Consider the following 12,009-nt stretch of genomic DNA (forward strand, 5'->3'; position numbering starts at 1 on the left):
CATAATGAAGTTTAATCAAGGGTGTGATAATATTACAGACCTCACCATGTTCAGAAAAAGATTCGGGATACAGCTTAAAATTGTCATTGCCCTGCTGGCCGTAGGACTGATATCCGGACTTGTCAGCCTTATCTTTACCTTCATGACAGAAACCCGTGGTATTGAGGACTCCTTTGGCCCTGTATTCCAGACAATTGCAACAGAGACTTCCAGAAAGATTGACATGATAATAGATAAGAAGGCTCAGGATGCAAGATCACTCGCCGCAATGCTGGGCACAAACTTCAATTCTCTCTCCGGCTCAGATATTGAACGTTATATTGAGCGGTACCAGAAGGAGCGTGGTGATGAGGTAATCTCGATCCTTGTCACAAACAAAAAAGGCGTCACCATGGCCGCAACCCAGGGCAGAATATATTCCCGGAAACAGTCCACAAGGACATTTGTTGAAAGATTCTTCCTCTATGACATTGATATTGACGGACTCAATCAGACCTCTTCAATATCAATGTCAGCTCCAATTACAGAAAGTTTGACGGGTGAAATAGCCGGAACACTCAACATACTATATGACCTCAGGGAGGTTTTTAGTGTCATCTACAACCTCAGGATATGGAAAACCGGCCATACTGACCTTGTTTCCTCAGACGGGACACTTCTGGCGTGCTCTCTTTCATCTTTCCCGGGCCACAATATCAGCAACAGCATGCTTCACCAGCTCTCATCAACGAAACCAGGCTGGATGAGGACACATAGTGAAGAACATGGCATTACAAGCAGCATAACAGGCTACTCTCCGGTCAGTACTGAAATTGATTCAGGAGAAACTGTTTCAGAGGGAAGAAAGCTGTATGTACTTGTGAGCCAATTTTATCAGGACTCATATTCCCCTTTTTATGATCTCCTCAGGAAGACTTTATTAATAAGTCCTGCTGCCATACTCCTTCTTTCCTTCTTTGTATATGTTACCGGAAAATGGATTGCAAAACCGATCAAAGACCTGAGCAGGGGTGTGGAGCTAATGGGACAGGGCGAACTAAATCATGACCTGAATATAAATACCGGTGATGAGATTGAACAGCTCGCTGATAATTTTACACAGATGGCAAAGAACCTGGGAAGCAAATTTGACGAGATACGGCTTGAGAAGGATAAATTAAACACTGTAATGGATAATATCGGAGATGGGTTGATCATACTGGATCAGGACTGCAGGATCAAACATATGAACACAAAATTCATAAAAGAACTTGGCAGGGACTCTATCGGAAAGTCCTGCAGAGAGGTATTCGGATTTGAGGATCTGCCCTGCAATAACTGCTCCGTCAGAAAAGAAGAGGATTTCAGGCCCCATACGCTTGAGGCTGATACAAACAAAGGCCGCTCATATATAATTACACACTCCAGGATAAAGAACCTTGACGGCACATCATCAACCATAGAGGTATTTACAGATATAACTGAGAGGAAACGGCTTGAACAGCAGCTACTCAACACAGAGCGGGTCGCTGCCCTGAGCCGGTTTTCATCCACATTTGCCCACGACCTGAGAAATCCCATCATTGCGGTAAAAAAGACGCTTGAAATGTTAAGGGATGCACCCTCATTAACAGGTGCCCCGGCAAACAGCGGGATATATACTGACTTGATTTCTACCTGCGAGCTTACCCTTTGTCTTATAAACGATGTCCTTGATGTGCACCAGGTAAGCTACAGCGAACTTCCGTTGATTTACTCATCTTTTTCATTGTCTGATGCGCTGTCTGAGGTCGTATCTCTTTTAAGGATTGAAGCAATGGAGAAAAAAAATATTATCGAAATAAACGGCAGAGATGACATATCAGTCGAAGGTGACAAGAGACGTATCCAGCGCGTCTTCATAAACCTGATGAGTAATGCGATCAGACACTCGCCGCCTGAAGGGACGATCAGGATTGAATTCCAATCCAATCAACAGCACATCCCTGATGATAATTCATCGCTCGTATTTTCCATTGAAGATGAGGGACCGGGAATCCCATTATCTGACTTGTCAAATGTGTTCGATCTGTTCTATAAAAAGGATATCGAAAATATCAAGTCAGGAACTGGTTTGGGACTCTATTTTTGCAAGGTTGTAGTGAACGCACATGGCGGAAGGATATGGGCCGAGAACAAAATCAGCGGTGGCGCTGTATTCAAAATAGAGATGCCACTCGTCAGAAGGAGCGGGAATGCCAATTAAAATTCTTATTGCCGATGACCAGCGTCTGTTTCGCCAGAGTCTTAAATATCTGATTGAACAGGAGAGGGATATCAGGGTTGTAGCTGAGGCTGCAAATGGTCAGGACGCCTGCACCCTGTCCCAGGAATTCAATCCTGACATAGTGCTGATGGATGTAGATATGCCGAAAATGGATGGCATAGATGCCACCCGACTGATCCTTGAACGAAAACAGGATTCAAAGATATTGATGCTTTCAGTTCATGACGATGATGAAAGAATAATCTCCGCTATGCGCAATGGCGCACTCGGCTATATACTCAAGGATGCAGACCACAGGGAATTTATTCGCATAATAAAGAGCACTTACAAGGGCGAAGAAATTATATCGCCGTTTATTGCGAACCGGACACCACGAATTATTTCAAGGATAAGCATGGCAACTAAAGACAATTTGCACTTTACACCCGGCAATGCATCAAAATTGTCAGCACTGACCGATAGAGAGGTCCAGATCGTGAAACTGCTGGCAGACGGTAGAAGCAATAAGGAGATTGCCGATTCCATGTTTATTTCCATTGAAACAGTCAAATCCCACCTTCAGACTATTTATAAAAAACTGGAAGTGAAGGGGAGGACAGAGGCAGCAGTCTGCTATCTGCGCGAGAAGCCCGCACAAGACACCCTATAGTGTTAGCCGAAATCACTCGCCTGAGCCATTTCCTGCGCCCCATAGTTAGCTGTTTTCATCCTTATGAGCGATTTACTGCCTTATTGCAATTTTGCTATTTTTAGCTCCATTAAAGGAGGTGCATCATGGCAAAAGGATTCTGGAAATCGGGCCACCCCCCCACTCTTCTTATGGCATTTCTTTACTTCGACATGAGCTTCATGTGCTGGATGGTAAACGCGGCAATGGCACCATTTATAAGCCAGCAACTTGGTCTTTCACCTTCACAAAAGGGACTCATGTTGTCAATACCCGTCCTGGCCGGGTCTGTACTTAGGATCCCCCTTGGGCTTGTGGCTGAAATAGTTGGTCGAAAAACTGCAGCAATAATCGGACTTGCTATAACTATTGCAGCCATGTTCTATGGATTTGCCTTTGTAAATACCTATGCTGAGGTACTTTTAATGGGGGCTCTCCTTGGTGTGGCAGGGGCAAGTTTTGCAGTCGCCCTTCCACTTGGGGCCGGCTGGTTCCCACCACAGTACCAGGGACTGGCTATGGGTATAGCCGGCGCCGGAAACAGCGGAACAATATTCGCCGGACTTTTTGCCCCGCCCCTTGCTGAGATGTATGGCTGGAATGTCGTATACGGCTTTTTCGCAATCCCTATTATCGTCGTTCTTGTCCTTATGTGGATTGTTGCAAAAGAACCACCTGATAAGATGGAGAAGAAAAAGGCTACCCAATACCTTAAGGTATTGGCAGAAAAGGATATATGGGTATTTAACATCCTTTATTGGGTGACCTTCGGTGGATTTGTCGGGTTCGCCAGTTTCGTGCCAACCTTTGTAGCAGACCAGTATGGAATAAGCAAGGTTGCGGCCGGACAATTCATGATCCTCGTTGGGTTCTCCGCAAGTGCGGTACGTGTAGTCGGCGGCTGGTTCGCTGACAGGTTTGGCGGCATACGAGCCCTGAGCGGCATATACATAATCATTCTTATAGGCGCCCTGGCAGCAAGTTCACTCCCGTCACTATATGTCTTGCTAATTGCACTTTTTATTATGGCAGCAGGGATGGGGGCAGGCAATGGTTCAGTCTTCCAGTTGCTGCCTCTCCGCTTTCCACAGGCCAAGGCCATTACGTCTGGCATAGTGGGAGAATTCGGATCTCTTGGGGGTGCGTTTATCCCGATGATTATGGGCTGGTCCATGCAGTATATAGGAAATTACTCTTTAGGGTTTATCATATATGGCATAACTGCAATAATAGCCTTGTCTATACTTCTCATCGTCCAGAGAAAGTGGACCACCAGCTGGGTGGGGAAAGGTGGCAAGGCTCTGCCTGAGACGAGAGAATATTCAAGTGAACCGACATGGGAAGCATAAAAGAATACAAATCACCACCCACAGAAGATCAAAATGAATACAGGAGTATAGTATGTCCTGTCAACGACTCTGCCTTGTCCATCAAGGGAGAGGAAACGGCTGCATACCTGAGCAAACTATCCGGTGCCCGCCTCATTCTTCTGACTGTTGTAAACAAATGGAATAAAGCTGAACCAATGACGACGGATTCCCGTGAATGGAGTGACATTCATGATACGTGGCTGGGCGAGGGACGGGCATTACTGGAGAAGGCAGAAGATAATCTCAGGGAACAGGGCGTAATTAATATTGAGACAGTGCTCAGGGAAGGAGAAATCATTACTGAAATACTTGCAGAGGCAAGGAAACGAAAGGCTGACCTGATAGTAATGTCTCTGCACAGGATTCCAATGAAACGCTTCCTTCCCTGGAGCATAATGAACAAGATAACCAGAAAAGCGCCTTGTCCTGTTTACTGGGTCTTTGATTAGTCCAGTGATACGCCTGATTATTCCATCTCTATCTTATCAGCTGTCATAGTCCCATCACTTGAGAGACTAACATGCAACTCTACTTTCTGACCTGGTAGTAAGAAACCGCATGTAACAAACTCAGCTGAATCATCAAGTGATATAACGGCCTCTGTTATATCAATACTGACATTGACCCCATCATTCTCAGAAGAAAGAATCAGAGTATCCGGCAGATCAGGGTTGTCACAACCGATTATCTCTGTAATCAGCCCTTTGACTTCCTCTACTTTCATATCATCCCAGCCCTTGTCATCAATCAATGATGGCATTGTATAAGCGAGAATAACCGGCCTCAACTGATATTCATCAAGACCAGCAGGATTTGCAATCTTGATAGAATCCGCAGGAAGCAGATCAAAGACTATGTATTCAGTCGTGTCAGGACCAAGATAAATATCGTTCTTAAATTTTATATCAATCTTCCCGGAAGGGACATTAAGCAGATAAGCATCGTTATCCGTACATGGGTTCAATGGGTCATCAGCAACACCATCAGGAAGTGCATAGAAACAGTTTTTGCCTGTTGTTTCATCCAATTCAATCCTTGCCTTTTCATAATAACCAGCCATGTCTGCCGGGACTGGGACCAGTGACATGAGGGACGCATTATTACCCTGTAGTGTAAGCAGGTCATATCTGGCAGTTCCCTCGAATACAGTCAACCATTTATCTTCATCCATGCTACCACAATCATTGTCATTTTCAATACTGCCCTTCATGATAGAAACTTTTTTGATGGTCACCCATAGTTGTGAGAGTTCCGGAATGTCATTTGCTCTGTCAGACGGACGAGAAAGCAGATCGTCTTTGATGAGTATCCCTACTTTTCCTGCATTAGCGCCGCTGGATTGCTCTCCTCCTGTACTGCCCGTACTGCCGCATCCAACAATTCCGGTGAAGAAAATAATGCCTGCAATTGCAATAAGACCAGATTTTAACTTCATAGTTGTCCTTTCCTGTTTAAGTTTGCTTCATTTGGGATTTTATTCCCATTTTAATGTCTTGTCAAGACATTTATTAGCTCACTCATTTTTTTAATTATCACATCACATCCTGCCTCTTCAAGCTCTTTCCTGCTGCGGAAACCATATTCAACACCAATTGTTGCAATACCTGCCTTCTTGCCGGCCTCGCAATCTACAGGACTGTCTCCTACAATAAGACTCCTCTCTCTCTCTACCCCTGTGTAAGAAATAACCTTCTCAAGAGGCTCAGGATCAGGTTTTCTGTTTGTGACAGAATCACCGCCAAGTACCATCCTGAAATACTTTATAATACCCAATTCAGTGAGTATCTTTTCTGAAAATTTAGCAGGTTTATTTGTTACCACTGCCATAATCGTGTCTCTCTGACTAAAATATTCTATAGTCTCCATTACCCCAGGATAAATATACGTACTTACAACACTGTGCCCCCAATAATACTCAAGGAACTTTACCCTTGCATATTCTATACGGTCTGCCCCTTCATCCGGCATCATCTTGCCAAGCAGTGACTTCACCCCCCACCCAATCCCCTCTTTCACCTTCTCCGTGCTCACCTTCCCGTGCCCCAGATCAGCTATGGCCATATTTGCAGCCCATGCTATGTCCTCACTTGAATCTATTAATGTTCCATCGAGATCAAATATAATAAGGTCTGCAGTAATATTCTTCACAATCCCCCCATTTTTTATTCGTCTGACTTTTTTTAAAATACACCATTCAGGTGATTTACACTACATTTTTTACATGCTACAGTGTTTATGAGATTGATTATCATTACCATTAGTAAGGAGGTGAGTATGATGGAAAGATACATAATTGAGTCACCACACACAAAGGAGGAGTGTCTGAAGGCATTAGACGAAATGCTGTCAGAAGGACCATCTGTTCTTAGCAAGTTCGATTGGGGTTGTACTGCAGGGGACCACACTGGCTATGCCATTATTAATGCAAACAGCGAAAATGAGGCAATGAATCTGGTTCCCCGATTTATCCGGAACAAGGCGCGCGTTGTCCGGGTAGACAAATTTACCCCTGAGCAGATCAAATCCTTCCATTAATTTCATTCTGACACAACAATCCTTCCTTATAACCCTTATCCCATATAATCCTGGGATAAGGGTTTTTTTATGATTGTGATATAATAACGTGTTTTACTGAAATCAGGAGTCACTGCATGGAATATCGAATTGTTCTCTGTCCAATTGATACCCCGGAGCATTCTCACAAAGGGATAGATACTGCAATGTATCTTAGCAGGATTTCAGGGGCAAGACTTGTCCTGCTACATGTAGTTGAGAACTGGTACAGGTCTCAGTCATTTACCACAAACTCGCCTGAGTGGACTGCAATCCACAAGGAGTGGCTGGATGAGGGCAGAAAACTGCTGGAAGATGCTGAGTCAGCGGTGCGCAAATCAGGGGTCAATAATGTGGAAACAGTCCTTGCAGAAGGGGACATATCGCACGAAATAATTGCTGAGGCTAAAAAAAGACGGGTTGACCTGATCGTAATGACAACTGAACGCTACTCAGGGATTGAAAAATTATTTATAGGAAGTGTAACAGACAGGGTGACACGGAACACCCCCTGCCCTGTCTTACTGATAAACGAATAGTAATCAGCCGGCGCATATTTAAACCATGCCGCACTGGCCGCGTCCCGGGGATTCACAAGACCCGCATGGTGAGGGAGGCATGTCTCCGGATCTGCCATGAGAAACCGATGCGGCAAATACTGAAAACTGCTTTTTTACGCGTTCACTACCGCAATTAACACAGGCAGTCTGAATGTTTGTTTGTGAGACAAGCCTTTCAAACAGCGCCCCGCAATCCTCACACTTATACTCATACAATGGCATCCTTCCAACCTCCTCTGATGAACCTGATATTAGCACCGCAGAAAGCGTTTTGTCAATTTACCTGTATACCGCCTCATAATGGCTATTGATTTTTTCAGATTACTATGATAAGAACTTGACTAATCAAACTCTTTTTCTATATACAAATACCATGACTGGCCGTGATAAGGTTTTAGAAATTATCAAACGTCTGAAACTCAAATATCCAAAGGCTGGCACTTCTCTCAATTTCAGCACGCCTTTTGAAATCCTTGCGGCCACAATCCTCTCTGCCCAGACTACAGACAATCACGTCAACAAAATCACCGGTGAACTTTTTAAGAAATACCGTTCAATAAAGGATTTCTCAGAGACCTCATTGGAATCCCTGCAAAAAGATGTACGCTCTGTAAATTTCTATAAGACTAAGGCAAAGAATATTCAGGCGGCTGCAACATTGATTATAGACAGGTTCAGGGGTAATGTACCAAAGACCATGAAGGAACTTACTATCCTGCCAGGCGTTGCCCGAAAGACCGCCAACATAGTCCTTTATAATGCGTACGGGATAAACGAGGGTATTGCCGTGGATACCCATGTTAAAAGGGTCTCGTTCAGGCTCGGCCTAACAAAATATGAGGATCCCGTAAAGATAGAAATGGATCTGATGAATATTACAGAAAAACAGGAATGGGGACATTTATCTCATCTGCTGATATTTCACGGCAGGGCTGTTTGTATGGCTAAAAAACCAAAACACAATGAGTGTGCACTCTATGACATTTGTCCGTCTAATGGGATGTGATAATTGAAAGTTCTTGAGCCACTGAAAAAGACAGGACTTGTCATAGTTATTACAGGCAGCGGTAAAGGCAAGACTACATCAGCCCTTGGCATTGCGTTAAGGGCCGCCGGCCATAACATGAAGGTTTGTATAATATGTTTTATTAAAGGAGATATGTATTCCGGCGAGTTTGACGGTATAAAGCGATTAGCCCCTGAGGTTGAATTACATGTGACAGGAAAAGGCTTTTTAGCTATAATTGAAAGTCCATATACCTTTGAGGAGCACAGAGAAAGCGCACAAAAGGGATTGCAGCTGGCTCTGGATAAAATGATCTCCGGGGGTTTCGACATTCTGATACTTGACGAGATCAACAATGCCGTAGAACTTGGCCTTGTTGATCTTCAGCAAGTCATAGGGTTAATTAACAGCAAACCAAAACTGATGCATCTGATACTTACAGGCCGGGATGCCTGCCAGGAGGTGATTGAGAAGGCACATACAGTTACAGAGATGAAGGACATCAAGCACGCTTTTAAAACCGGGATTGAGCCCCAAAAAGGTATAGATTATTAGTCCTGACATTGATATAGTTTATAAGGAGGGTTTACTATGAGTCTATTAGATAATGTATTAGAGTCAATAGGTGTTACAGACACCCCTTCAAAGGTCATTGAAAACCCGTCTGAGACATTCTCAGGCACGCCGATTTCGCCTATAAAGTTTGGCATGCCAAAGGAGATAGAATCTATCTGTCCTGAATGCAAGGTATCACTTAGGTACTGAAAGAGAAGATAATTTCCGAAGGAAGGCCCAGGGAAGTTGAGATATTTGCAAAAAAGACGGGTATTGAGTGATGATAATGTTGAGGCAGTTGTGATATAATGAGATTATCATGAATGCGAAAGAATTTAAGAATGAAATAAAGATTCACGTTGAAGCAAGATATCCTGTGCTATGGCTTGTTTCCTTCGAGGAGCGCAGGGTAGAGAAACTTCTTGAAGGCCTGGCCGCTGAAACTGACTTCAAATACTGGTGCTGGTCTGTATCAAGGGGGCTGTACAGCGGTGAAAAAAAGAAGTGGGAGGCACTCGGCAGGGAAAAGGTACTGACGACGATTGAAGAGAAAATAGCAAAGAGCCAGAATGATAATAATCTCTTCCTGCTGAAAGACATATCAGGATATTTTAACTCACACGAATTTCTAAGAAAATTCAGGGACTTGCCTGCTATTATAGAAGAGAACCACCCCCTGAACACAGTATGCATCCTGTCACCTACCCTGACAGAGATTCCACCTGAGCTGGAAGAGGATATCGTGGTAATTGAGTTGTCGCTTCCTGACTATGATGAGATTGAGGAGATGGTCACAACGACCTTTGGGAAACTTATTCCTGAGAAATGGTATCCTTCAACGAGGGCAATATTGTACAAGTCCCTTCAGGGACTTTCGATGGATAACATTCGAAGGGTTGTCAGAAAGGCTATCACGCGGAATAACGGTAAACTTACAGAAGACTGCATAACATTCATCCAGGAAGAGAAGCAGCAGATTATCAAAAAACAGAAGACACTCGATTACTATACACATAAGGAAACAATTGAGCATATTGGCGGCCTTGGAGAAATCAAGAAGTGGTTCATTGAAAGGGAGCATGTATTCCGCCTTAGCAAGGAGAGGATTGACACACTCGGCCTTGACATCCCAAGGGGACTTATGCTTATCGGCGTTCCAGGATCAGGTAAAAGCCTTTGCTGCAAGGCCCTTGCCGGAATATGGAACCTGCCGCTGCTTAGACTCGATGTTGGAAGATTATTTGGATCAACAGTCGGTGAGTCTGAAAAGAATATCAGAAAATGCATCCAGCTTGCAGAGGCTGTAAGCCCCTGCATCCTCTGGATTGATGAGATAGACAAGGCATTTGGCGGAGTGGGAGGCTATCAGGGTGATTCAGGTACGCAGCTTAGGGTATTTGGGACATTTGTTACCTGGCTGCAGGAAAAAGAAAAACCTGTTTTTGTTATAGCAACGGCAAATGAGCCAAAAAACCTGCCTCCTGAGTTGTGGCGCAAAGGAAGATATGATGAGGTCTTTTTTGTAGACCTGCCAAGTGTCGAGGAGAGGGAAGAAATATTCAAGATACACATGGAGAACCGTGGACAGAAGACAACACCGTCTGATTTAAGGGAATATGCACAGAATAGTCACGGATACACGGGTGCCGAGATTGAGCAGGCTGTGAAAGATTCCATTGTGACGACCTTTAACAGGCTGCATGAGGGTAAGGCGGGTGAAGATGCTGAAGTGATGGTCAGCGAACTGTCAGGCCTTGATGTAAACAAGGCTACGGTTCTTGCTTCCGTCAGGAGCATAACGCCCCTTTCAATCCTGAAAAAGGAAGAGATAGACGAGCTTAGAAAATGGAGTCACAGGAGGGCAAGGCCTGCCTCACGCTCCCTCTTCCTGCAACGTGTGGAAAATCTTGGTGAACAGGAAAAGAGGAATATCGCCATACACGAGGCTTCTCACACTATCATGATGTGGCACCATTTCAGAAAGACTCCTGTTTTTATCAGTCTGGACACATATAAGGATTACACTGTCTACCTGCCCCTTACAGATTCAATGGAACATACCTTTACCAAGAAAGAGCTCGAGAAAGAGATCGGGATCATACTTGCAGGCATGGTCGCTGAAGAGGAGCTTATTGGAAATGACTCCAAGACAGTTGGCGCATCACATGACCTTATTGCGGCTACGGTTATCGCAAGGAAGATGGTCGTTGAATTCGGATTTGGTGACATAATAAGAAATACAAGCCTTTTGGCATTGCAGGACTTTGCACTGACATCAGGCAAGGAAATATTTGACGATGTACAAAGAATATTGGAAAATGCAAAGGCAGAGACAGAAGCTGTAATCAAGAGAAACCGGGACGTTCTCATGAGCCTCGTTGCAGAACTTGAAAAAGAGGTGCTGCTGAATGGTGAGGCTCTGGGTAAGTTTTTCAGCTATCATCACGTAGTGGACAAAATGGGCGTTTGATATGTCATTTTATTGCGTAATAAAGACTGAATTATCCAGAAAGAAATATGTCATCGCCGCCCTTGCAGAGATGCAGAGGAAGGGCGAGATTACGAACTATTCAGTAAGTCAGACTAAGGACAAGATTGAGGTTGACAGGGATGGCGAGGTGGTTACAGTATCAAGGACAAAGGAAGCTGCCAACTACGAGATTGGCGGAATCTCCCGTCCGGCACGGGAAATCAGTGACAGGATAAAACAGTTGTACGCCTATGAATCTATTAAAGACAACCTGCCGCTTGACTTCGAGATCTCAAAGGAAACGGAAGAGGCAGGGGAAATACATATAACGCTTAAGGGATGAATGTGTAAACAGACGGAAGGTAGATAGGCAGAAGACTGAAGGTAGTAATGATGGACAGGCAAATAAAAATAAAGATTACTAAAGACGGAAAGGTTGAGGTGGACTCGTCAGTATTTAAGGATTGCATGGATGTCGCAGACAAGCTGAAAGATCTTCTTGGAAGTGTTGAAAAGATTGATGTAAAGGATGAGACTGAAATTGCCCTTGAAAAGAAATTGAAGGTCGAGAGGGAATAGTATA

At 44.2% G+C, this 12,009-nt stretch carries 15 protein-coding genes; 12 read left to right on the plus strand and 3 right to left on the minus strand.

Features of this window, described 5'->3' with window-relative positions; all coding sequences use genetic code 11:
- Positions 1–4: 4 nt before the first annotated feature.
- The 4 genes from IT393_09410 (at position 5) to IT393_09425 (ending at position 4,731) form a co-directional block, all read left to right on the plus strand.
- Entirely contained in the window at positions 5–2,224 is a 2,220-nt protein-coding gene (locus IT393_09410; GenBank protein MCC7202859.1) for a HAMP domain-containing protein, read from the plus strand.
- Positions 2,214–2,894, plus strand: a complete 681-nt coding sequence (locus IT393_09415) for a response regulator transcription factor (protein MCC7202860.1) — start codon at positions 2,214–2,216, stop codon at positions 2,892–2,894. Before IT393_09410 ends, IT393_09415 begins: the two co-directional genes overlap by 11 nt.
- A gap of 125 nt (positions 2,895–3,019) precedes the next feature.
- On the plus strand, positions 3,020–4,261 hold the full coding sequence (locus IT393_09420; GenBank protein MCC7202861.1) for a NarK/NasA family nitrate transporter: 1,242 nt from the start codon (positions 3,020–3,022) through the stop codon (positions 4,259–4,261).
- On the plus strand, positions 4,249–4,731 hold the full coding sequence (locus tag IT393_09425) for a universal stress protein (protein MCC7202862.1): 483 nt from the start codon (positions 4,249–4,251) through the stop codon (positions 4,729–4,731). The genes IT393_09420 and IT393_09425 overlap by 13 nt, the downstream gene beginning before the upstream one ends.
- 17 nt (positions 4,732–4,748) lie before the next feature.
- Here IT393_09425 and IT393_09430 read toward each other — a convergent pair whose 3' ends face one another.
- Together IT393_09430 and IT393_09435 are read right to left on the minus strand one after the other, a co-directional pair.
- Positions 4,749–5,717 carry a DUF4382 domain-containing protein gene (locus IT393_09430; GenBank protein ID MCC7202863.1) on the minus strand — a complete coding sequence of 323 codons (969 nt, stop codon included), beginning with the start codon at positions 5,715–5,717 and terminating at the stop codon, positions 4,749–4,751.
- 50 nt (positions 5,718–5,767) lie between these two features.
- Positions 5,768–6,430, minus strand: a complete 663-nt coding sequence (locus IT393_09435) for an HAD-IA family hydrolase (GenBank protein ID MCC7202864.1) — start codon at positions 6,428–6,430, stop codon at positions 5,768–5,770.
- A gap of 129 nt (positions 6,431–6,559) precedes the next feature.
- On the opposite strand from IT393_09435, the gene IT393_09440 reads away from it, so the two are divergent.
- Complete coding sequence (locus tag IT393_09440) at positions 6,560–6,817, plus strand: hypothetical protein (GenBank protein MCC7202865.1); 258 nt, start codon at positions 6,560–6,562, stop codon at positions 6,815–6,817.
- A gap of 116 nt (positions 6,818–6,933) precedes the next feature.
- A complete protein-coding gene (locus IT393_09445; GenBank protein ID MCC7202866.1) occupies positions 6,934–7,374 on the plus strand; it encodes a universal stress protein in 441 nt (146 codons plus the stop codon).
- An 18-nt stretch (positions 7,375–7,392) separates the two neighbouring features.
- Here the strand turns inward: IT393_09445 and IT393_09450 are convergent, their stop codons facing one another.
- A complete protein-coding gene (locus IT393_09450) occupies positions 7,393–7,617 on the minus strand; it encodes a zinc ribbon domain-containing protein (protein ID MCC7202867.1) in 225 nt (74 codons plus the stop codon).
- A 151-nt stretch (positions 7,618–7,768) separates the two neighbouring features.
- On the opposite strand from IT393_09450, the gene nth reads away from it, so the two are divergent.
- The 6 genes from nth (at position 7,769) to IT393_09480 (ending at position 12,005) form a co-directional block, all read left to right on the plus strand.
- Entirely contained in the window at positions 7,769–8,401 is a 633-nt protein-coding gene (gene nth / locus IT393_09455) for an endonuclease III (protein MCC7202868.1), read from the plus strand.
- 21 nt (positions 8,402–8,422) lie between these two features.
- Complete coding sequence (locus IT393_09460) at positions 8,423–8,956, plus strand: cob(I)yrinic acid a,c-diamide adenosyltransferase (GenBank protein ID MCC7202869.1); 534 nt, start codon at positions 8,423–8,425, stop codon at positions 8,954–8,956.
- A 36-nt stretch (positions 8,957–8,992) separates the two neighbouring features.
- Entirely contained in the window at positions 8,993–9,166 is a 174-nt protein-coding gene (locus IT393_09465; GenBank protein ID MCC7202870.1) for a hypothetical protein, read from the plus strand.
- A gap of 109 nt (positions 9,167–9,275) precedes the next feature.
- Positions 9,276–11,426: an AAA family ATPase gene (locus IT393_09470; protein ID MCC7202871.1), complete on the plus strand. Its 2,151-nt coding sequence runs from the start codon at positions 9,276–9,278 to the stop codon at positions 11,424–11,426.
- A gap of 1 nt (position 11,427) precedes the next feature.
- Positions 11,428–11,769: a hypothetical protein gene (locus tag IT393_09475; GenBank protein MCC7202872.1), complete on the plus strand. Its 342-nt coding sequence runs from the start codon at positions 11,428–11,430 to the stop codon at positions 11,767–11,769.
- 50 nt (positions 11,770–11,819) lie between these two features.
- Entirely contained in the window at positions 11,820–12,005 is a 186-nt protein-coding gene (locus IT393_09480; GenBank protein ID MCC7202873.1) for a hypothetical protein, read from the plus strand.
- Positions 12,006–12,009: the final 4 nt, after the last annotated feature.

Source organism: Nitrospirota bacterium, from assembly GCA_020851375.1.
Taxonomy (GTDB): Bacteria; Nitrospirota; 9FT-COMBO-42-15; order HDB-SIOI813; family HDB-SIOI813; genus RBG-16-43-11.

Excerpts from the sequence above, each read along its gene's own strand:
- IT393_09440 (MCC7202865.1), top strand. The coding sequence starts at position 6,560 with ATGGAAAGATACATAATTGAGTCACCACACACAAAGGAGGAGTGTCTG.
- IT393_09475 (MCC7202872.1), top strand. The coding sequence starts at position 11,428 with ATGTCATTTTATTGCGTAATAAAGACTGAATTATCCAGAAAGAAATAT.
- IT393_09425 (MCC7202862.1), top strand. The coding sequence starts at position 4,249 with ATGGGAAGCATAAAAGAATACAAATCACCACCCACAGAAGATCAAAAT.
- IT393_09470 (MCC7202871.1), top strand. The coding sequence starts at position 9,276 with ATGAATGCGAAAGAATTTAAGAATGAAATAAAGATTCACGTTGAAGCA.
- IT393_09430 (MCC7202863.1), bottom strand. The coding sequence starts at position 5,717 with ATGAAGTTAAAATCTGGTCTTATTGCAATTGCAGGCATTATTTTCTTC.
- IT393_09415 (MCC7202860.1), top strand. The coding sequence starts at position 2,214 with ATGCCAATTAAAATTCTTATTGCCGATGACCAGCGTCTGTTTCGCCAG.
- IT393_09465 (MCC7202870.1), top strand. The coding sequence starts at position 8,993 with ATGAGTCTATTAGATAATGTATTAGAGTCAATAGGTGTTACAGACACC.
- IT393_09420 (MCC7202861.1), top strand. The coding sequence starts at position 3,020 with ATGGCAAAAGGATTCTGGAAATCGGGCCACCCCCCCACTCTTCTTATG.
- IT393_09450 (MCC7202867.1), bottom strand. The coding sequence starts at position 7,617 with ATGCCATTGTATGAGTATAAGTGTGAGGATTGCGGGGCGCTGTTTGAA.
- nth (MCC7202868.1), top strand. The coding sequence starts at position 7,769 with ATGACTGGCCGTGATAAGGTTTTAGAAATTATCAAACGTCTGAAACTC.
- IT393_09410 (MCC7202859.1), top strand. The coding sequence starts at position 5 with ATGAAGTTTAATCAAGGGTGTGATAATATTACAGACCTCACCATGTTC.
- IT393_09445 (MCC7202866.1), top strand. The coding sequence starts at position 6,934 with ATGGAATATCGAATTGTTCTCTGTCCAATTGATACCCCGGAGCATTCT.
- IT393_09480 (MCC7202873.1), top strand. The coding sequence starts at position 11,820 with ATGGACAGGCAAATAAAAATAAAGATTACTAAAGACGGAAAGGTTGAG.